20 protein-coding genes are annotated in these 21,145 nt (G+C 48.7%); 12 read left to right on the top strand and 8 right to left on the bottom strand.

The window, feature by feature from the left end; translation table 11 throughout:
• The first annotated feature begins 47 nt into the window (after positions 1–47).
• The 5 genes from IFO68_RS02655 to IFO68_RS02635 all read left to right on the top strand — a co-directional run bounded on the left by IFO68_RS02655 (position 48) and on the right by IFO68_RS02635 (position 6,163).
• Positions 48–2,066 carry an alkaline phosphatase D family protein gene (locus IFO68_RS02655; RefSeq protein WP_192014396.1) on the top strand — a complete coding sequence of 673 codons (2,019 nt, stop codon included), beginning with the start codon at positions 48–50 and terminating at the stop codon, positions 2,064–2,066.
• Between the two features lie 147 nt (positions 2,067–2,213).
• Complete coding sequence (locus tag IFO68_RS02650; protein ID WP_192014394.1) at positions 2,214–3,767, top strand: long-chain-fatty-acid--CoA ligase; 1,554 nt, start codon at positions 2,214–2,216, stop codon at positions 3,765–3,767.
• Positions 3,768–3,921: 154 nt separating this feature from the next.
• Positions 3,922–4,302: a SpoIIAA family protein gene (locus IFO68_RS02645; protein ID WP_192014392.1), complete on the top strand. Its 381-nt coding sequence runs from the start codon at positions 3,922–3,924 to the stop codon at positions 4,300–4,302.
• 133 nt (positions 4,303–4,435) lie between these two features.
• Positions 4,436–5,161, top strand: a complete 726-nt coding sequence (locus tag IFO68_RS02640; RefSeq protein ID WP_192014390.1) for an outer membrane beta-barrel protein — start codon at positions 4,436–4,438, stop codon at positions 5,159–5,161.
• A gap of 123 nt (positions 5,162–5,284) precedes the next feature.
• Complete coding sequence (locus IFO68_RS02635) at positions 5,285–6,163, top strand: 6-carboxytetrahydropterin synthase (RefSeq protein WP_192014388.1); 879 nt, start codon at positions 5,285–5,287, stop codon at positions 6,161–6,163.
• A 1,303-nt stretch (positions 6,164–7,466) separates the two neighbouring features.
• Here IFO68_RS02635 and lhgO read toward each other — a convergent pair.
• Both lhgO and IFO68_RS02625 read right to left on the bottom strand, forming a co-directional pair.
• Positions 7,467–8,708, bottom strand: a complete 1,242-nt coding sequence (gene lhgO / locus IFO68_RS02630; RefSeq protein WP_192014386.1) for an L-2-hydroxyglutarate oxidase — start codon at positions 8,706–8,708, stop codon at positions 7,467–7,469.
• Positions 8,701–8,910 carry a hypothetical protein gene (locus IFO68_RS02625; RefSeq protein ID WP_192014384.1) on the bottom strand — a complete coding sequence of 70 codons (210 nt, stop codon included), beginning with the start codon at positions 8,908–8,910 and terminating at the stop codon, positions 8,701–8,703. Before IFO68_RS02625 ends, lhgO begins: the two co-directional genes overlap by 8 nt.
• A gap of 196 nt (positions 8,911–9,106) precedes the next feature.
• On the opposite strand from IFO68_RS02625, the gene IFO68_RS02620 reads away from it, so the two are divergent.
• Both IFO68_RS02620 and IFO68_RS02615 read left to right on the top strand, forming a co-directional pair.
• A complete protein-coding gene (locus IFO68_RS02620; protein WP_192014382.1) occupies positions 9,107–10,684 on the top strand; it encodes an ATP-binding cassette domain-containing protein in 1,578 nt (525 codons plus the stop codon).
• Positions 10,685–10,725: 41 nt separating this feature from the next.
• Positions 10,726–11,169 (top strand): GFA family protein, encoded by a 444-nt coding sequence (locus IFO68_RS02615; protein WP_192014380.1) that lies wholly within the window; start codon positions 10,726–10,728, stop codon positions 11,167–11,169.
• Positions 11,170–11,245: 76 nt separating this feature from the next.
• Here the strand turns inward: IFO68_RS02615 and IFO68_RS02610 are convergent, their stop codons facing one another.
• The 4 genes from IFO68_RS02610 to IFO68_RS02595 all read right to left on the bottom strand — a co-directional run bounded on the left by IFO68_RS02610 (position 11,246) and on the right by IFO68_RS02595 (position 15,276).
• A complete protein-coding gene (locus IFO68_RS02610; RefSeq protein ID WP_192014378.1) occupies positions 11,246–12,142 on the bottom strand; it encodes a DMT family transporter in 897 nt (298 codons plus the stop codon).
• Positions 12,135–13,469, bottom strand: a complete 1,335-nt coding sequence (locus IFO68_RS02605; protein ID WP_192014376.1) for an opine metallophore biosynthesis dehydrogenase — start codon at positions 13,467–13,469, stop codon at positions 12,135–12,137. The genes IFO68_RS02610 and IFO68_RS02605 overlap by 8 nt, the downstream gene beginning before the upstream one ends.
• Positions 13,459–14,253 (bottom strand): nicotianamine synthase family protein, encoded by a 795-nt coding sequence (locus IFO68_RS02600; RefSeq protein ID WP_192014372.1) that lies wholly within the window; start codon positions 14,251–14,253, stop codon positions 13,459–13,461. The genes IFO68_RS02605 and IFO68_RS02600 overlap by 11 nt, the downstream gene beginning before the upstream one ends.
• 333 nt (positions 14,254–14,586) lie before the next feature.
• On the bottom strand, positions 14,587–15,276 hold the full coding sequence (locus IFO68_RS02595; protein WP_192014370.1) for a helix-turn-helix domain-containing protein: 690 nt from the start codon (positions 15,274–15,276) through the stop codon (positions 14,587–14,589).
• A 167-nt stretch (positions 15,277–15,443) separates the two neighbouring features.
• On the opposite strand from IFO68_RS02595, the gene IFO68_RS02590 reads away from it, so the two are divergent.
• A complete protein-coding gene (locus IFO68_RS02590; protein ID WP_192014368.1) occupies positions 15,444–15,662 on the top strand; it encodes a hypothetical protein in 219 nt (72 codons plus the stop codon).
• Positions 15,659–16,108, top strand: coding sequence for a DUF3850 domain-containing protein (locus IFO68_RS02585; RefSeq protein ID WP_192014366.1), 450 nt, complete (start codon positions 15,659–15,661; stop codon positions 16,106–16,108). Before IFO68_RS02590 ends, IFO68_RS02585 begins: the two co-directional genes overlap by 4 nt.
• A 338-nt stretch (positions 16,109–16,446) precedes the next feature.
• Here IFO68_RS02585 and IFO68_RS02580 read toward each other — a convergent pair whose 3' ends face one another.
• Positions 16,447–16,740, bottom strand: a complete 294-nt coding sequence (locus IFO68_RS02580; protein WP_192014364.1) for a hypothetical protein — start codon at positions 16,738–16,740, stop codon at positions 16,447–16,449.
• Positions 16,741–17,646: 906 nt separating this feature from the next.
• Between IFO68_RS02580 and IFO68_RS02575 the strand changes: the two genes are divergently transcribed.
• From IFO68_RS02575 to IFO68_RS02565, 3 genes are all read left to right on the top strand, one after another.
• On the top strand, positions 17,647–17,985 hold the full coding sequence (locus tag IFO68_RS02575) for a hypothetical protein (protein ID WP_192014362.1): 339 nt from the start codon (positions 17,647–17,649) through the stop codon (positions 17,983–17,985).
• A complete protein-coding gene (locus tag IFO68_RS02570) occupies positions 17,936–18,421 on the top strand; it encodes a hypothetical protein (protein ID WP_192014360.1) in 486 nt (161 codons plus the stop codon). Before IFO68_RS02575 ends, IFO68_RS02570 begins: the two co-directional genes overlap by 50 nt.
• 92 nt (positions 18,422–18,513) lie before the next feature.
• Positions 18,514–18,909, top strand: coding sequence for a hypothetical protein (locus tag IFO68_RS02565; RefSeq protein WP_192014358.1), 396 nt, complete (start codon positions 18,514–18,516; stop codon positions 18,907–18,909).
• A 379-nt stretch (positions 18,910–19,288) separates the two neighbouring features.
• On the opposite strand, the gene IFO68_RS02560 is transcribed toward IFO68_RS02565, so the two are convergent.
• Entirely contained in the window at positions 19,289–20,956 is a 1,668-nt protein-coding gene (locus tag IFO68_RS02560; RefSeq protein WP_192014356.1) for a P-loop ATPase, Sll1717 family, read from the bottom strand.
• Between the last annotated feature and the right edge of the window lie 189 nt (positions 20,957–21,145).

Raw genomic sequence — 21,145 nt, 5'->3', positions numbered from 1 at the left:
TTTCGGATAGACAGAGTGACATTGCAGGTAACAGGTGACACGGATAAATGACAGCTAACAGCCCCGACAATAACACGCACAACACTACTCGCTCACATGAGCTGCCTTTATTTCTGACAGGGCCGGTTTTGCGCCGCTGTAATGCCAGGGTCATTACGCTGTGGATGGTGACATCCGCCCCGCTGGAAGGCCAGTTTCTGCTTTTTCAGGGCAAAGAAGCATCGCCTTTCTTTCAGGCAGACTTTACCCGCGAACAGCAGATCCGGATAGGGCAGTCGGCCTGGGTGGTAATGGCACAATTCTCGGGCGATTTTCCGCTGGATACCGAGCTGGCCTACGACATAGACACCCAAAAGGGGGCGTTGGCTGCTCTGTTACCTGAGCTGCTTTATCCGGGCGAGGAGCGGCTGACGCTGACTATTAAATCCCGTGCTGACTATATTCAGCATGGCTCTTGTCGTAATCCGCATTTTCCCGGTAAAGACAGCCTGGTAGCGGCAGATGAGAAAGTGGCAACACTGCCGCTGGGTGAACGTCCGGCATTACTGATGATGAGTGGCGATCAGATCTATGCCGATCATGTTGCCGGGCCGACGTTAGATGCGATCAGTCAGGTGATCGACCTGCTCGGATTACCCGATGAAACCTTCACCGATGCCCCTTATGCTTCGTTATCGGCGCTACGCGCCAGTCATCACCAGCTCTATGGCCGGGATCAGGTTCTGCCTGTGTACGAGCCGACTGGCAACTGGCTGTCAGACACCCGTATGCTGCGCTGGCTGCCGGCCAAACAACGCCCGGTTTTCACGGCCAATGAGTGTGAAAACCACCTGATTGGCCTGAGTGAATTTCTGGCGATGTACCTGCTGGTCTGGTCGCCGAATGTCTGGCAGCTGGTGGAGACTGACCGCCTTGAGAAACAGGGGTTTCAGTGTGGTGAACAAGTGCTGGCGGACAAATGGCAGCAGTTGTGGCAACAGGAAAAAACGGAAATTGAGGAATTCATCAGCGGGCTGGTTAAGGTGCAGCGCCTGGTGGCCCATATTCCCACTTATATGATCTTTGACGATCACGATGTTACTGACGACTGGAACCTGACTGTCGGCTGGGAACAGGCGGCATACCAGCATGCCTTTTCAAAGCGCATTATCGGCAACAGCCTGTTCGGATACTGGCTCTGCCAGGGCTGGGGCAATGATCCTGAACAGTTTGACGACACTTTTATGGCGATGGCCCGCACCTATTTCTCAGCGCCGGATACTGCCTCTCATGATGCCATGATAGATCACCTGTATGATTTCGAGCACTGGCACTATCAGGTAGAGACAAAACCCAAGATGCTGGTGCTGGATACCCGAACCCGGCGCTGGCATTCAGAATCGAAAATGAATAAACCGTCCGGTCTGATGGACTGGGAAGCCCTGACAGAGATGCAACAGGCGCTGATTCATGAACCAGCGGTGATCATAGTGTCACCCGCGCCCATCTTCGGCGTGAAGTTCATAGAAACCTTGCAGCGCATCATGACATTACTCGGTAAACCTCTGGTGGTGGATGCAGAGAACTGGATGGCCCATCCAGGGGCCGCCAATACTTTGCTGAGCATATTTACCCATACCAAAACACCGACCCATTTCGTGATCATTTCCGGCGATGTACATTACTCGTTTGCCTACGATGTTCAGCTGCGTTTTCGCCGCAACAGTCCGAACATTTATCAGATCACCGCCAGCGGGATTAAAAATACCTTCCCGGAAAAGTTGTTACGGGTTTGTGAGCGAATGGACAGGCTGTTGTACAGTCCGCATTCCCCGCTCAACTGGTTTACCAAACGTAAACGCATGAAGATTTACAAGCGGGATCCGGACACCCCGGGACATGGCCGCTTAGTCAACAGCAGCTGTATTGGCGAGTTGTGGCTGAAGGATGACGGCCAGCCTGAGCGCATTGCGATTCTGACCGCTGAAGGGCAGTCCATCGGGTTTCCTCCGACCCGGCAGGAACAGAAACGGCATTCAGGCGCGGGTGAAAAAGCAACAGCAAGACCTGGCAATAATGAGTCATAGTCGGGTGCTTCACATATTTTTAACACAGAGACGCCGCGTTGTTGACTCAGGTCAAACGTACGTTTAATTCTATGGTTCAAATGAGAAGACAGGCAGGGAGCTTGTCTTTATAAAACGTTGTGTAGAACTCAACACAAGGAAAACACCATGTTGAACCTTGCCGCTGCCTTACAGCGTAATGCTGTGTCCAAGCCTGACAAAGTCGCTATTATTTTTGGTGACACTCAGATCACTTATGCTCAGTTCAATGCCATTGCCAGCCAGATCGCCAATGGCTTGAAGGCCAAGGGCATACAGCCAGGTGATCGGGTTGCACTGAGCTGTCCCAATCTGCCGTTCTTCCCGCTGGTGTATTACGGCATTCAAAAAGCAGGCGCAGTCACTGTGCCGCTCAACGTACTGTTACGTGAGCGCGAAATTACATTCCATCTGGAAGATTCAGCGGCGAAGTTCTACTTCTGTTTTGAAGGCGTGGAAGGACTGCCAATGGCGCAGGCCGGTGTGGCAGCCTTTAATCAGGTCGATAGCTGCGAGCACATGGTAGTGATGACGGCCGATCAGTCTGCGATGGATTACCAGGGGCTGCCGACTCTGACATCCTTCATGAAAGATCAGTCACCTGTGTGTGATTATACGCCCCGTGAAGCGGATGATACGGCGGTGGTTCTTTATACCTCAGGTACCACGGGTAAACCCAAAGGGGCGGAGCTGACGCACAGCAATCAGTACACTAACGCTCTGGTGGCGCAGAATCTGATGGAAATGCGCGGCGACGACGTACACTTGCTGACTCTGCCGCTATTCCATACTTTCGGCCAGACAGTCAATATGAATGCCCCCGTCAGCCTGGGTTGTACCATGGTGATGGTGCCCCGTTTTGACCCAGCGCTGGTGAAAGGGCTGATTGAAAAACACAAAGTCACCCTATTTGCCGGCGTACCGACTATGTATATCGGAATGAACCTGTGCAAAGCAGACAACGATGTGTCTTCGCTGCGTATCGGTGTTAGTGGCGGTGCGTCGTTGCCGGTAGAAGTGCTGCGTAACTTTGAAGAGAAATTCAACGTCCCGATTCTTGAAGGTTACGGTCTGTCGGAAACCAGCCCTATCGCCAGTTTCAACCATCTGGACATGCCCCGGATTCCGGGTTCAGTCGGACAACCGATTCAGGGCGTTGAGGTGCGTGTGGTTGATGACAATGGCCAGCCACTGCCGCAGGGTGAACCGGGCGAAATCATCATACGTGGTCATAACATCATGAAAGGCTATCTCAACCGGGCGGAAGAGAATGAGAAAGCCCTGCGCAATGGCTGGTTCTACACGGGCGATGTCGGGCGTTTTGATGAAAAGGGCAATCTGTTCATTGTCGACCGGGTCAAGGATCTGATTATCCGGGGTGGCTTTAACGTGTATCCGCGTGAAATTGAAGAAGTGTTCATGACGCACTCTGACGTGGCTATGGTAGCCGTCGTCGGTGTGCCCTGTGATCAGTATGGCGAAGAAGTGAAAGCCTTTGTGGTACTGAAAGAAGGCGCGCAGGTCACCGAAGAAGCGTTGAAAGCCTGGGGTAAAGAACAGCTTGCCGCTTATAAATACCCGCGCATGGTCGAGGTTCGTCAGGCACTGCCAATGAATGCGACCGGGAAAATCCTCAAGAAAGATCTGAGGGCCGAAGTGCGGCAGGCCGCAAAAACTGCTTAATCCTCATCAATATCAAGCACCGGGTAATCAGCCCGGTGTTTGCATTTTCCCTGTTGGTCATAATCTCCTGTTTTCCCTTGTTACAGCTACACTTATCCAGAATATCCTTAACCCTAAGCCAGTTGTTTATTCATTAACGACAAACGGAGGCCCTATGAATACGACTCACGGATTATTGTTTGAGGTGGACAGAGATGGCGATAACTTTTTTATGGAACTGAAAGCTGTCGGTAAGCTCACTCATCAGGATTATGAAAGGATCACCCCACTGATCGACGATGCCCTTGAAGGTGTCGCGAATCCTAAGGTTAATGTCTATTTTGATGGTTCAGAGTTTGAAGGCTGGGAATTGCAGGCGGCATGGGATGATCTCAAACTTGGCCTGAAACACGGTAAAAAGTTTCACCGGATCGCCATTTATGGCAACCAGCGCTGGATGGACATAGTGGCCAAAATTGGCACTTGGTTTATCTCGGGTGAAGTGAAATGTTTCGATACACCGTTTGACGCATTAGCCTGGTTAAGGGAAGAGTGAAAATAAACGCTTAGTGTTTGTTGCTGTTTTTGCTGGGATTTCGCTCGTCTGCAAAGCAGGGAGTTGCTATGATGCAGCAGTATTCATGCTCGGGGGAAGTCCCCATTATGGCTGTTTAAACAGGGAGGCAGCTTTGCAGTTTCGAACCTTTTCCTTTTTACCTTTTTCTTCTGTTTTGTTATTTGGGTGTCTTACCAGTGCCGGCTCCATAGCGGCAACTCCGCAACCGACTGCCGCCAAGGCCGTAGCGGATCTGCCATCGGGCCAAGAGGCCGATCAGGAAGCAGACAAAGAAGCCAGCCGTTATTTCTTCGGCTTACGAGGCGGTGTCAGCCTGATGGGGTTAACAGATACAGCAACGATAGCCGGCGTGTCGTCATCCTCTGATGACGCTGATGCCAATGGCTTCTGGGGCGTGGATATTGGCTACTACACACCCGAAGGTCGCAGCCGGCTTTACTACAGTTTTGAACGACATGTAGCGGAAAGTCAGTTTCCGTCATCAGGGCTGAAATATGACAATATTGCCAATCTGAACTTGCTCGGCACAGATTATTTTTTCTTGTATAACAAAGACTTTTCACCGTATGTCGGCCTGCACTTCGGTTATGCCAGTGTCAGCTCCGATTCCAGTTATCATGGCGACTATAAAACCAGTGGTTTTGTGATTGGTATGCAAACCGGCCTGGCATGGCGCGTCTCAACTGACATGACAGTCGAAGCCGGTTTCAGACACACAGTGCTGCCAAGCAAGCTGAAAAACTGGCAAGGGCAGGACGATCAGGGCAATACAGTGAACTTTGAATCTCAGCAGAGCGGTGTCAGCTCGTTGTTTCTGGCGGCGAACTACCGCTACTGAAAATTGTTTGTACGCAGCTGGCCATCTGCTTGATGATGCCGGCGGCTTTGGGTTTACACCTTTGGCTGTGCGCGTATAATGCCCAGCTCCGAAAACGACAATCATTTCTGTAAGGACGTCAGCGTGAAGCTATTTGTCAGAGATCTCACCGTTATTGATGCCTCTTATCTGTGCCCGGCCAGAGGTATGGTGGGAGAAAGCTGGATTCTGGATGTGGTGATGTCTGGCGAGCTGAATGAAATGAGCATGGTGCTGGATTTCAGCCGCGTTAAAAAGCAGATTAAACAGCTGGTGGATCAGTATGTCGATCACCGCCTGCTGGTGCCGACAGCACATGCTTCAGTCAGGATGGCCGCGACTCAGCCGGGCTATGCGACCCTGGATTTGCTTCGTGGCGATAAAAGTATCCATTTGCATTGTCCGGAAGAGGCTTATTGCCTGGTGGATGCTGACGTCATCACCATAGAGACAGTCACCCGGCATCTGCATCAGGTGCTGTCTGGTAAGCTGCCGGACAATGTCCAGGGTCTTGAGCTGGTATTACGCCCAGAGAAGATTGATGGCGCGTTTTATCATTACAGCCACGGCCTGAAAAAGCATGACGGCAACTGTCAGCGCATAGCACATGGCCATCGTTCACCGATTGAACTGTATGTCGATGGCCAGCGTGATCCTAAGCTGGAAGCCGACTGGGCAAAGCGCTGGACGGATATCTATCTGGGCACAGAAGAAGATCAGGTGAGCATTTCTGAGCTGAATCTGAGCGAGCACGCCGCAGGTGCTGGTGATGACACCCATTACGCTTTCCGTTATACCGCGCCGCAGGGGCTGTTTGAGCTTGCGATCGCCAAAAGTGAGACGGAAATGATTGGCACAGATACCACCATAGAGCTGCTGGCACACTATATCGCTGCTGCTGTGAAACCTGCCATTGGTGAGCATCAGACGCTGGACGTCGTCGCTTATGAAGGCGTTGGCAAAGGTGCGATGGCGAGTCTGTAATCGTACCGGATAACCGGTTATTTTCCTCAAAGCATGCCTTAAACAGCAGTGCGCCCGCGCTGCTGGGAAATCCTTTAAATCAGAATCATACTGTCATTCCCGCGCAGGCGGGAATCCATGTGGCGAGCGCAATTTTTGAGGTTTAGCTTGTATGTCGCGCTTGAGTCTGGTGGTTCATTTGGCATTGTCTAATGCGCGCCAGGTACTCTTTGTGGGGGCAGAGAGTACCCAGAAAACCCCTTTTTGTTCTTTGATGTGGTCCGGGGCGGTTGTAGGCGCTCCCGGCGCCGACAACCTGAAAATTCGTCCTGAATTTTTCCCTGGGGGAGTGGCAAGCATCAAACTTCTCATTTCTGCTTTAAAAGTATAGCCAGAAACCCAGTTAAATTATTTATGATTCAATATATTACCGTCATTCCCGCGCAGGCGGGAATCCATGTGGCGAGCGCAATTTTTGAGGTTTAGCTTGTATGTCGCGCTTAAGTCTGGTGGTTCATTTGGCATCGTCTAATGCGCGCCAGGTACTCTTTGTGGGGGCAGAGAGTACCCAGAAAACCCCTTTTTGTTCTTTGGTGTGGTCCGGGGCGGTTGTAGGCGCTCTCGGCGCCGACAACCTGAAAATTCGTCCTGAATTTTCCCCTGGGGGAGTGGCAAGCATCAAACTTCTCATTTCTGCTTTAAAAGTACAGTCAGAAACCCAGTTAAATTATTTATGATTCAATATATTACCGTCATTCCCGCGCAGGCGGGAATCCATGTGGCGAGCGCTTTTTTTGAAGTTTAGCTTGTATGTCGCGCTTGAGTCTGGTGGTTCATTTGGCATCGTCTAATGCGCGCCAGGTACTCTTTGTTGGTGCAAAGCGTACCCAGAAAACCCCTTTTTGTTCTTTGGTGTGGTCCGGGGCGGTTGTAGGCGCTCCCGGCGCCGACAACCTAAAAATTCGTCCTGAATTTTTCCCTGGGGGAGAGGCAAGCATCAAACTTCTCATTTCTGCTTTAAAAGTACAGTCAGAAACCCAGTTAAATTATTTATGATTCAATATAGTACCGTCATTCCCGCGCAGGCGGGAATCCATGCAGCGAGCGCAATTTTTGAAGTTTAGTTTGTATGTCGCGCTTGAGTTTGGAGGTTCATTTGGCATCGTCTAATGCGCGCCAGGTACTCTTTGTGGGGGCAAAGAGTACCCAGAAAACCCCTTTTTGTTCTTTGGTGTGGTCCGAGTCGGTTGTAGGCGCTCCCGGCGCCGACAACCTGAAAATTCGTCCTGAATTTTCCCCTGGGCTTGTGGCACTCATTACATTCTCAGCCCGCTTCACTTTTTCGTTGAATTTCAGTTACTTTATCGCAAATGTAGTCGGCAATCGGCATCGCGGAGGTTGCTGCCGGTGACGGCGCGTTACAAACGTGCAGGCTGCGCGGGCTGTCTGCAAACAGAAAGTCATGAACTAACGTGCCGTCTTTCAGTACGGCCTGAGCACGAATACCTGCCGGGTAGGGTTCCAGATCGCTCAGCGCCAGGGCCGGACAGTACTTACGTACCCGCTCAAGATATCCGGCTTTCCACCAGGCATCTTTGAATTCCCGCAATCCGGTTTTCAGGTGCTTACCGGTGACATGCCAGAAACCGGGGAAAGCCAGCATGTCCAGACTGTCACGCAGGCTGAAATTAAATCGCCCGTAACCCTCGCGTTTAAATCCCTGTACCGCATTTGGGCCAACCGTCACCGAGCCATCTATCATGCGTGTCAGGTGAACACCTAAAAAGGGCAGAGAAGGGTCTGGGATCGGATAGATAAGATGACGGACGATCTGATGATGTCTGGCTGCCAGGCGGTAATATTCTCCGCGGTAGGGGATGATCTGAAAATCTGTCTCCAGCCCCATCATTCTGGTCAGGCGGTCGGCCAATAGTCCGCCGCAGCACACCAGAAAACGGCCACTGACAGCAAAAGAACCGGCACTCGCTGCGTGGCTGTGGCAGCAGGTCAGTTCTATGTGATCGCTGTGCTCTGTAATGTCCGTCACTTGGGTATCAAGGGCCGTATCGCCGCCAGAGGCAGTAAAATCACTGGCCATGTGTTTTGTAACCAGACGGTAATCCACTATGCTGGTCGATGGGACAAACAGCGCTCCCAGACCGCAAATGTTCGGCTCTCTTGCCTGCAGTTGCGCCTGATCCAGCGCTTCGACTTCAATACCGTTTTCACGGCAACGTGCCAGCAGATCCTGCATCCGGCACACTTCCGTTTCATTGGTGGCGACCAGCAATTTGCCGCAGTTGTCGACCGGAATAGCATGCTGGCGGCAAAAATCCACAGTACGTTGCACGCCTTCTTTGCAAAACCGTGCCTTCAGGCTGCCGGGCGCATAATACACACCGGCATGGATTACACCGCTGTTGTGGCCGGTCTGATGACACGCGAGCGTGCTTTCTTTTTCAATCAGCAGAATCTTGCTGGCAGGATGCCGGCGTAATAAAGCATTGGCCGTGGCGACGCCCAGTATGCCCCCGCCAATCACCAGATAATCGTATTTCTTATTCATCGCGGATCCTTTGCAAATCTAACTTAGGCCAGATCAGGCCGACATCATCCTGATTTATAAGATATTTAAACATCAAGCAGGCAGAGTAGCAAAAGGATAAATTGCATTTATAAGGCCAGTTTTCTTGGCCTCTCAGCTTGCGGTACGCCCGCTCTGGTGGTTTAATAGCCGCCATCACCTCATTTGGAGTTAACGCCTGCATGGATCACTAACCCCTGACATCCTTTGAACTTTTTCTTTTGGATCCGCAGGGTTAGTGGGCGTTAACCGTCTTTGTCTGAGCAGTCACTGACTGTGAATCACCGTATTGTGATCGGCTGTGCTACTCAGATCTGTCTGCAAAAAAGCAATGTCTTCTGACGGTAATGTCTCTCCCTGCGCTTGCGCCGGAGGTCTTTATGACATTATTGCAAGCTCAGTCTCTGACTGTTTTTCTTCCCCACGGGGAGCCGCTGTTTTCTGATGTATCACTCACTTTAGACCGTGAAACCACGGCACTGGTAGGCCGTAACGGCAGTGGCAAATCTGTGCTGGCCGCACTGTTAAGCGGAGCTCGTCAGCCAGATGAAGGCCGGGTGATCAGGCACTCAAACATCGCATACTTACCTCAGCTGACCGTGCAGAGCGACTTGTCGGCGCTGAGCTCTGTCGCACAAGCACTGGGTGTGGACGGCTGTCTGCAAGCGTTGCAACGTATAGCCGCTGGCAGTTGCGATACGGCCGATTTCGAGGCGGTAGGCGACCAATGGGATTTGCCTGCTGCCCTGTCCCGCCAGCTGGCTGAGCTGGGATTACCGTCCGATCCCGGGCAATCTTGCACCAGCCTGAGCGGCGGTGAGCTGACGAGGTTGCGATTGTGGCTCTGTTTTCGCAGTGATGCTGAACTGCTCATTCTTGATGAGCCATCAAACCATTTGGATCGGCATGGAAGAGAATGGCTGTCACAGCAAATTACCTGTTTTCAGGGCGGCATATTGCTGATCAGCCATGATCAATCCTTGTTGAAAAACGCGGATCGCATTGTTGAACTCAGCCACACAGGGTTAGCCTGTTATGGCACAGATTTTGTGCAATACCGGCAACAGAAACATCATGAATCCCAGTTACTGGCAACACGACTGTCGAAAGCAAAACAGCAAATCAGCGCTATCAATCGTCAGCATCAGCGTAGTGAAGAAAAAGCGCAGCGCCGAGCCGCGGCCGGTAAGCGGGACAGGCACACTGGCAGTCAGTCCACCTTGCTGCTCGATTATCAGAAAAATGCCGCAGAAAGCGCGGCATCATCCAGAAAGCATCAGCAACATCAGCAGCTTGAACATGCGCGGCAACAGTTGAAGTTGCTGCAGGAGAAAGTGGATACCGCCAAGCCGCTGAGCTTCAGTACCAACAGTGCGAACAAGCGAAGTGCGCGTTTACTGACGATCACTGAATTGGGCCTGCACCGGGGACAGTTGCCTGCAATCAGCCGAACCGTCTGGTATGGCGATAAAATTCACCTGCGCGGCAGTAATGGCACAGGTAAGTCGACTTTGCTGAAAACGCTGCTGGGCGATATGCCAGTCAAGTCGGGTGAGATTCACAGGCACGGGCCGCTTTGTTATCTCGAACAGCATTTCTCTTTATTTGATTTGCAGGCCAGCCTGATTGATAACCTGACACGTCTGTGCTCTGCCTATACTGCTGCTGAGTTACGTACTCTGGCAGCGTGCATGGGTTTTCGCCGTGAAAGAGCCGGGCAGCAAATGTCGACCCTGAGCGGCGGTGAACGAATGCGGCTGGCGATGCTGGTGGTGAGTCATCAGCAACAGGAAGGGGTATTGCTGCTGGATGAGCCGGACAATCATCTTGATTTAGACGGAAAATCCATGATGGCGCAGGCACTGAGTGAGCATAAGGGCAGCTTCATTCTGGTCAGCCATGATCAGGACTTTGTTGATGCGTGTGGTGTGAGTCAGCACTGGGATCTTTCCAGATAATTCGGCTATGCTATCTGAGGCTTATGGATAAGGAGAACATTATGTCACAAACGCCATCGTCGCCAACCTCATCGCCGCATAGCCTGAGCGGCCATTGTTTGTGCGGCAAAGTCGGGCTGAAATCAACCAGCGGCTCTTTGCATGCAGAGGCGTGTCACTGCGGCATGTGCAGAAAGTGGAGCGGCGGGCCGTATTTATCGGTAGCTGCTGGCACTGAAGTGAGTTTCACCGGTGAAGAAAACATCAGTCGTTTTTCTTCCTCTGACTGGGGGGAAAGAGGGTTCTGTAAACACTGTGGCAGCCATTTGTTTTATTTCCTCAAGCCAACAGGACAGTACATGGTACCGGCAGGTTTGCTTGATCAGGAAAGTCAGCTGGAGATGGATCAACAAATCTTCATCGACAAAAAACCGGCTTACTATGCCTTCAGCAATAACACCGAAAATCTGACCGAAGAAGAAGTCTTCGCCAAATACGCCCCTTAAGCGACAACCATCCCGGGCCGGTTATACCGGCTCGGGATGATATCACCCACCAAAGAGGTTCGTTGTGCGCACCGGCTTATCTGACGGTGGCTTTTTCTTGTTGCGATCCCTTAACTTCATCAATATCCGCTTTTTCCGTCACTGGCTTGCGATTGCTGAGCAAAATAGAAGCGATCACGATAATCACGCCTCCGGCAATGGTCAGACTGTCCGGAATTTCCTGCCAGAACATCAGGCCCCAGAGAATGTTAAAGACAATGCCGATATACCGGGTAACGGCAACCACTGCTGCATTCTCGTGGCTAAAGGCTTGGGTCAGGAAAATCTGACCAAGCAGAGACACAACTCCGATCGCAATTAAATACAGCCAGGCAATACCCTGAGGCATCACAAAGTTATCGGCCATGAGAATGGCTGAAATGAGCGTGGCAACGAACAGGAAGTAAAAAACGATCTCGTAAGTATGGTGGCGCTGGCTTAATTGTTTGATGGTAATTGAAGCGCCTGCAGCGAAGGCAGCACTGGCCACACCGGCGAGTGCAAAAAGATTATAAGATTCATAGTCCAGCGGATTAATGATCAGCCCTGCGCCTGTTAAAACAGCAAGTAACAATAAGGCTGAGCGGGGCGGAAGCTTGTCTTTCAGTATCAGTCGCGAAAAGACAATCACAAAGAAAGGTGACAGATACGCCAGAATAACAGCGTCCGCCATCGGAATATTGGCCAGCGTATACACAAAAGCCAGCAGATACAGCGCCCCGAAAACACCGCGCAATACCAGTAGCGGTATACCTTTAGAGGAGAATCTGATGCGGCTGTGTTTCATCAGCAGCAGTATCAGTACAGTGCCGATAATACTGCGGAAAAACACAATTTCAGCAGTCGGGATAGTGTCGCTGGCGGCTTTCACCAGTGCGTTCATAATGCTGAAAATGAACGCAGAGCCAATGGTTAACAATACGCCATTATTCATAGCATTCAGGTTCCTTTGCAGAGTTTGTCTCAGGGTTGTGCCATAACAGATAGGCCAGATCTTGTCGGGCTTCTCGGGTTAAGGCTGCGGGTTCAATAGCAATGTATGGCTTGTTTTGCAGCCATGTTTCGAAGTGATTAATCAGCTCGCTGACGGTTGGGGTCTCAACATGAATCAGCCGGGCGATTTCTCTCAGGCGGTACAGCAGGCGAATATCTTCAGCGGGGATACGCGGCAGAAACCACTGACCGGATTCAACACGTGCACGAGGAAACGGCACCGCGGAAAAATCGAAATAGCGGCCGGTTTCATCAGGTGTGGAGAAGGGATCGATCAGAATGGCGGTGTAGCGGATGTACATCAGGTATTCCTGCTCTATTGTACTGAGATCAGTAAACTGGTCGATTTTTTCTCTGGGGATACTTTCCTCTCTGACCGGGTAGTTATCGTCATTGAGAAACTGCAACAGATTGATACTTTCGCCACCAAGCGCGCTGACAATCACAGAAATATCTCGCCATAAGTCGACCAGCCGCCGAATCACTGCACCAGTAATTGGCCCTTCCGGAAACAGTTTGTACAGGTAAACGGGGATAGCTGGCGGATGAGTGATCGTCTCCAGAGAAAAGTCATTGATAAACAGTGCAGGGTGTACATAAGAAGTAATGTTCCGGGCTTCGGTACTGATACTGTCGTTTAACCAGGCATAGTCAACACCTATGCTGGCAAGCATGGTTTCAATGCGGCGATGCCAGACGCTCTGAGTAGGAGGGTTACTCTGGCTGGATGACAGATACACCTTTTTCTTTGTGGCTTTAGTGATGACATGCGTCGGTATCCTGCCCCCGTTTTGGTCTGTCTGGCATTTGGTCGCGGCAAAATAAGTAGAAAAACCAACAATATCGAGTGACAGACCTTGTGACTCACTCCAATGCCGGATGATTTGCTGGGATCCCAAAGACGGGGACAACAAAATGACACGCCTGAGTGTTATCAGCACCTTTTCAGGCAATGAACGCAGCACAGTGAGATAGGCATCAGAGGGAACCGCCAGTACCAAAGTCTGCCAGACTGGCTCAATGTCATCAGGGCAAGAGTAACTGCGGTTAATCTGGACATAGCCTGACAGTGCAGATAACGAGGGTTTGGCGGCTTTGCTCAGAATACAGCCATGCCGGATGTAGCTTTCTCGCCAGCGCTGCCAGTTGTCAGACGGCCGGTTAGCGATACCCAGATAAAGGCTTGGCATTTGCTTAAGTAATACAGCAAGTTGCATGGCAGCCGGGCCACTGCCGAACAGCAGGACGTTTTCAGTTTCAGATTGCATTGTTTTTTTCCATCAGCATGACGTCGTACAGCATAGAGCCGCAGTCCACAGGCTGAGCACGCCAGCCTAACGAGATGTCGGGATTGAACGGGTAGTTAAATGCCGATTTCAGCCCGTTACCGTATCGAACCAACACTTGCTGCGTTGCGGTGAGATAGGGACGCAGCACCGACAACACCTCCCATTTATGCTCGACCAGCGAGGCAATCACTATGTGTGTTGGGCGAAACAGCTCTAAGCAGGTAATGAGATCCGTACTTTCGAAAGAAATACGCAAATGCGCGGTATTCAGCCGTCGCGACTGAGCGACAGCATCTTTGTCGATATCAATGCCTTTCACCGTGGCATCTGTCAGCGTAGCAATGGTCATCGCCGACAACGGAAACGCGCCGGAACCGATAAAGAGCACTCTGCTGTCGCGGTGGATATTGACCGATTGGGTTTCTTTTCGGGCACTGTCATTCAGCGCATTCAAATAATGGGTAAACTGGTACGGGTGATCGACGGCACATCTGGACTGATGCTTTTCCAGAGCACACAAAGATTTGATCGATGTTTCGCGGATTTTCTTGATCTGACGATCCACCTCAGGGCAATGCGCAAAATGTTGCCATATCCGCTGATTGTCAGTGTGAGTGATGAGCTCACACACACCGTCCAGTTTTTCCTGAACCAGTGTGTAGCAGTCGCAGCTTTCCAGGCTGTACTCCGTCAGGGCCGATAATTGTGCTTCGCAGGCAATCAGAGATGAAAGCAGTGCATACTTTTCATTGAGTGTTGTCATTCTCTCGTCCGTGTTGGTGACAGGGTTGCGCTCGGCGCTAAAACAATTGTTATAACATAACAATTGCGGCTTACGCTAATCCAGTAAGAGGCATATTTCAAGTGATTTTGCAGGCAAAGATCGGCTATGCGATCAGAGAATGGTGTCAGTAAGCAGGTAGCACTTATGATTGCCGAGCGTGTGGCTGTGGGGTCTTATCTTTTAACGCGTCTTATCTTACTTAATCAGCCTCACTCAACGTCAGTCAAAGGGTTGATGGAGGTTTGACTGGGTAACAAACATTCTGTGTCGGCCGAAGGTTGCGACACAGAATGCTGGCAGTGTGTTTTGCGTTCACTGCTTTTTCAAACTCACAGCCACGCGGCCGATCACCTTGATCTCATTGTCGTCTACTTCAAGACGGGTGAGACCAAACGTCACCGCCAGCTTGTTCGGTAACCGCTGGATAGGGTTAATCGACAGGCGGCCGTCCATGTCAATCAGGTAATCACCGCTTACGGCATCATTCTGGCTTTTATCAACGAGGAACCGTCCTTCATGGGTTTCCACTTCAATGGTGGAGGCGGCATTGAGGTTCCAGGATTGAAAAATGCGCTTAGCGTAGGGCAGTGTGCCCGTGCTGAGTAACTTTCCATTGCTCAGGCTGTAGCTGGACAAAGTGACGACAGCGTCCGATGCCGTGGCAATCCTAGTCGTTTGTCGTTCTGTTCTGTACTCATTTGACGTTTCCGCAATAACGCTATGGCTGGCGTGTTTGCTGTCCGTCAATGAGTGATGCAGCGTTTCCAGCGGATAATCAGACGGCAGAATTAACTGATGAACAGGGATGCCGGTACGCAAATGCGTGCGGACAACCAGCTCGTGAGAGGTACGATTATGCGTATTCCAGGTGCTGAAGGTGGTTTTTGGCACATCAAATAGTGTGGCCATCTCACCAAAGGAAGCACAATGGGTTAAGTCTCTCAAATTCGAAGTAAAGTCATGACCTTTCAGATAGTCAAAAATAAGGATTTTTTTACTCATGTACTGTCCAGTCAGTGTGATCAAACTCGAAAATGATCGTCAAAAGTTAACTTAAAATGACAGAAGTTATTGACTGCATTCGATTGAGGATCAACACTGTGCGTATTCAACAAATCAGCGCAAAATTGGCAAAAAGTGCGCAAAACCAACGCGTAAGGATACCACTCATGGCAAGGAATCAAATAGCGTTAGATGTACCCTGCATCGCAAAAGTGGAGATTCGGCGTCTGACCGACCTTCATTTCCGTACTCTGCTTGTGCCGCAAGGCCAAAGTATGCCTTCTTGCGAGCACAAGCGCCCTCATCAGAGCCTGACAACTCAGGTAACGCGAAAATGGCAATATCCTGTCAATGCAGCCCGCAACAAGATGGAGGGGCAGGCGTGAGCAATATCACTCTCCATGAACTGAGCATTCAGTCTGCTGATTTCACCGACATACTGGCCGGACGCAAAACGCATCAGGTGTGCCTCAATCATCGGCGATATGCCGTAGGCGATGTGCTTATTCTGCGCGAACTCGACGAAAACGGCGAGGACACAGGACAGGAAATGAACTCACTCATTACCCATGTCGAGCACGGCAACACGGTCGGCCTTGAAGATGGCTGGTGTGTATTATCGCTGGCAAACACCACCCCTTTGCTGGGTATTCGCCTGATTGGCTATCTGCGTGATCGCTTAAAAGAGCACTGCGATTACACAGAAGCGGCCTACCAGCTCATCAAGAAAGCAGGCAGCACAGACAACCAGGCGAAACGCACCGTGCAGGCAGGCCGCTGCTGGGTTGATGAGGCGAATCATTTTTTGAAGAAGTTTCCGGTGGAGTCGTGATTCTCTTTTTGCGTTATTTTAGATTTTGAGGGTATGTCGCGCTTGAGTTTGGTGGTTCATTTGGCATTGTCTAATGCGCGCCAGGTACTCTTTGTTGGGGCAAAGAGTACCCAGAAAGACCCTTGTTGTTCTTTGGCGTTGGCCGGGGCGGTTGTAGGCGCTCCCTGCGCCGACAACCTAAAAATTCGTCCTGAATTTTTCCCTGGGTTTGTCGATCACTTTCGCTCAGAAAATACACTCGGCCTGTCATTACCGCGCAGGCGGTAATCTATTTAGCGAGTGTGGTTGTTCGTTGTTCTGTCTGAATCTGAAAGTATGTCGCGCTTGAGTCTGGTGGTTCACTTGGCATCTGAGTTCGCGCGCCAGGTACTCTTTGTTGGTGCAAAGAGTACCCAGAAAGCCCCTTTTTTGTTCTTTGGTGTTGTCCGGGCCGGTTGTAGGCGCTCCCGGCGCCGACAACCTAAAAATTCGTCCTGAATTTTTCCCTGGGTTTGTCGATCACTTTCGCTCAGAAAATACACCCGGCCTGTCATTACCGCGCAGGCGGTAATCCATTCCGTGAGTTCGGTTGTTCGTTGTTCTGTCTGAATCTGGAAGGATGTCGCGCTTGAGTCTGGTGGTTCATTTGGCATTGTGCGATGCGCGCCAGGTACTCTTTATTGGGGCAAAGAGTACCCAGAAAGCCCCTTTTTGTTCTTTGGTGTGGTCCGGGTCAGTTGTAGGCGCTCCCGGCGCCGACAACCTGAAAATTCGTCCTGAATTTTCCCCTGGGGGAGTGGCAAGCATCAAACTTCTCATTTCTGCTTTAAAAGTATAGCCATAAACCCAGTTAAATTATTTATGATTCAATATATTACCGTCATTCCCGCGCAGGCGGGAATCCATGTGGCGAGCGCAATTTTTGAGGTTTAGCTTGTATGTCGCGCTTGAGTCTGGTGGTTCACTTGGCATTGTGCGATGCGCGCCAGGTACTCTTTGTTGGTGCAAAGAGTACCCAGAAAGCCCCTTTTTGTTCTTTGGCGTGGTCCGGGCCGGTTGTAGGCGCTCCCGGCGCCGACAACCTAAAAATTCGTCCTGAATTTTTCCCTGGATTTGTCGATCTCTTTCGCTAAGAAAATACACCCGGCCTGTCATTACCGCGCAGGCGGTAATCTATTCAGCGAGTGTGGTTGTTCGTTGTTCTGTCTGAATCTGACAGTATGTCGCGCTTGAGTTTGGTGGTTCATTTGGCATCTTTGCCTTTATTTCTGGTTAAGGTATGAAAAGTAAAACGCCACTGAATCAGTAGAACGACGAACTGAACATGCCGCTCCGCTTTGGTAGTAAATCCAAATATTGTTGAGGTGAACTGTAGATCTCTCGCTGCAGGTATATTAGGTGAGCTGAATATAAATGGTGGGCTGGCGAATGTTTTGCCAGAAAATATTTAAAGTTGATATATCGGGCAAAAAATACATTTTGACAGTATAAAGCGCTAATTTTACATCTATCGAACGATATAAATGATTGATATCATTTTCTTTTTTTGAGAGGATTTTATGTCGTCATTTACTAAATATTGCAAGATTGATAGTTTGGAATTGTCCGCTGAAAGCGTCAGAGACATTCAGAGCATAAATGACAAGCTTGAACTTGGCGATATTCTTGCCACTTTTGCCGTAGCGGTTCCATTTGTAGAGATTTTTTCTAAGAAAATGAAACCTCATAAGCGAATTGAGACGATTGCACAGTACGATTGGGATGTGTTCGCTGATGCATTACTTGCTGTGCCGACAATTACCAGAAACCGAGTAAACATGATTGCAGAATCAAGGGCGTTTGAAACGAATGGAAAAGAAAGACAATTTTGGTCGTGTGTTGAAAAAGCTAGCCGCTAGTTCATTGCTGCTGCTGCCACTTGTGGCGAACGCGGGCTATACACTTGAGGAAGCATTTCAGGAAGTGAACCAGCAAACCGCTCGCTGCCTGAAAATGAAAAATAGGCCAGTAGATGCTGTTCAGGATACCTGGTTTGACTCACTCAGTTCAGATCAGAAACGTGCGGTTCTTTTTGAAGTATCTAAAAGGGCGGTTGATCGTTGCACATTAGAGGCAAGAGAAAAATACTCCTGGGCTTTGGTGAAGCAAGCAGGGGAGACGGGCGATCTTGAAGGCATCAAAGACTGGATTGCACTGAATAGCCCCATTGATGGCAAAGCGAAAACCATAGTGAAATCGTTGCCGGAAGAAGAAATTAATCGGTTGTCCTTATCAGATGATTTCTACTACCCGTTTGATTCAATGTCTTTAAGAGAAAGCTTTATTTCTCAGTAAGTCATGTTGCTCGTAATGTCCAAAAGCCTCAGAGATTCTCTGGGGTTTTTGTATATAGGAAACAAAACTATGCGCGGTTATTGGTGTTGAAGATGAAGCGAACAAAGGCGAAAGTGTTTTTCTGGGTGCTACTGGTACTGACAGCCCTGAGTATTGGCATTAACCTGCTCATGTTTAAGAACACGCAGTTGTTACTTCTGGAATCAAATTCGTTCGTTGATGCTTGGGGCTTGGCAAGCGGCGCTATGATGTTCCTGTGTCTGTACGCATACGCCTATCGCAAGATGGTTTTCAAAAGCCGTGCAGTCTTGAAGTTTGTCTTCTTCAATACGGCCTTGGTGGGTGCATTCAGTTTTGCTGACTCAATGTGGACAGATTTTGCATTGATGTCAGGCATGGAAGTACTGTTACTGACGTTGCTGTATTTGTTGGTTTATTTTCCTGCGCTCACCATTTTGTACAAACATCAGGATGATGCGTTGGCTTAATAAGCCTTTGACCATTTCCTCTATGGTGAGATATGTCTGATTCTGAGGGTATGTCGCGCTTGAGTCTGGTGTTTCACTTGGCATCTGAGTACGCGCGCCAGGTACTCTTTGTTGGGGCAAAGAGTACCCAGAAAACCCCTTTTTGTTCTTTGGTGTGGCCGGGCCGGTTGTAGGCGCTCCCGGCGCCGACAACCTAAAAATTCGTCCTGAATTTTTCCCTTGGGAAGTGGAAGAATTGGGTTTCAAGCCCGTTTTTAGGCATTTATTAGTTAAATGTCTTGTTCATTTAGCAGTTAATGGATTTGTTGTATGGGAAAAGTCCCACACTTTAAGCGTGAGTCTAAATCATTAACAAACTTGTAGCATATTAAGTGGTAATTCAATGCGATTCTTCGGCTTCTATCGCTTCAAACCTTTCTGAAGCTGTTACTTGTATATCTAGGGCACGGTAGAGCATTTTATGTACTTTAATCTGAGATGCTCGCCTTACCTCACCTCTACTTACTGTACCTTGGTCAAAAAAAGACCACATAAACGTGCTTAATGAACTAATTTTGATCCCAATAGCTCCAACACGATATAAGCAAATTAGGATTTTATTTAATATCTCAGCCTGCTTAACTTCTCCAGAAGTATTAAAATACTCTTTTACTTCAAGTACACAGGGATCATCTGTTTTTTGGTCATATAAGTCCGTAATTATATGTTCTAAACGAGTATCAGAAAGGTCAGAACGTTTAAATGAAGATTGTAGCCCTCTCAATATTTCTACCGTTTCATCAAAGGAAGGGTAAACCTCCCCCCATTCCTCTTTAAGTGACTTTAACCGTTTTTCTGAGTATTGAGCTTCAGCTGCATAAATTGACCGCCACGAAATTCGCTCACGCCCGTATGCGACTTTAAAACATTCGTTTATAAATTGAAGTATATCTCTAGGCCGGAAAAGTGTTCTTTCCATAATGAAGTCAATGGCTAACTGTCCTCCTCCTTTTGTTGCTGATGGGAATATATCTTTAAATGTAACATCATCATTAGTGTACTGGCGTTTGAAAACTTCTTTTACACGCTTCTCAACTAACTCGGTGAGTTCATCTCGTGTCCATTGTATGGGTAAAATATATGATTCATACTTTTCTTCTTGAAATCCTGCCCCTCGTGTTTTGTCGAAGACTAGATCAAGTAAGTCTTTTCTCATTGCTGCAATTATTTTTATATTTTCAATTTTTCTGAAAGTTTTAATTTCTTCAATTAGTGCTCTTATGAACTTGCACCTAGTAAGGGTGTTAGCCCAGCTTTCATCAAGTTGGTCAATAACGATATAAAATTTTTGTTGAGGATCATTAAAGGAATGTTCTGCTATAAGATCTAACATCTCATTTAGTTTTTTTATTTGTAATCCACTTACTACTTGGCTTGCTCTTTGTTTAATTTCTATTTTTTGTTCGTCAGATAGTTTTTCAGCACCGCTGATATTAAAAGATAAACCTTTGTATTTTGCTCCTAGATTCGCTTTAGTATCATTTTCTAGTTTTTGAGTTATAACTTTCAGGTGCTCATCAGTGTCTAACCAAAACTTGTCACCCCATTCTCTAAAATACTCAATCGCTTTTTTCTTCACCGTATCTCTTCTGAAGTAATCGCTAATGCTATCAAAAAAATTACGGTTATCACTTTCATTTTGGATGTTATATCGTAGTTTAAGTAATTCTACGATAAGAATGTGTCTCCATAGAAGGCGATAAAATAGGTCTAAGTTGACGTCTAGAATATCTAAGAACTGGATTATGTCTGAATGTTCTAAAAATCTTACAGATATATCATTTGGGTCTATTTTCTTCGATTTTTCAGCCAATTGAGAAATTTTATAAATTAGAGCGCTTTTTCCTGCACCGGTTCTACCCAATACAATAGATAGAGGATCTCTTACATTCATTAACTGATATATATAGCCTTTATCGATGAAGCATGTTTCAAGTAGGCTAGTATCAGTTTCTGCATCAAGGTCGCCAACTTTCAAGTGGTTCTTGATTATTATTGGGTTAGCCAAATGTCGTTCCTTAAAACAGAGTTGAAATTAATTTCCTATAGCAATATAAAATTATTACCTTCAATCAATATGTCAAATTGTTTGATTTTAAAATGGGACATATATCGGTGTAAATCTACCTCTTGAATGGACAAGGATTACACAAAAGCTAAAGCGCGACATACATTTTCACTCACGTTAAGGCTAGCA

The sequence above is a fragment of the Photobacterium arenosum genome (genome assembly GCF_014841115.1).
In the GTDB taxonomy this organism is placed as follows: Bacteria; Pseudomonadota; Gammaproteobacteria; order Enterobacterales; family Vibrionaceae; genus Photobacterium; species Photobacterium arenosum.
Note: the sequence above shows the minus strand (reverse complement) of the source record. Positions and strands in the feature narration are given on the sequence as shown.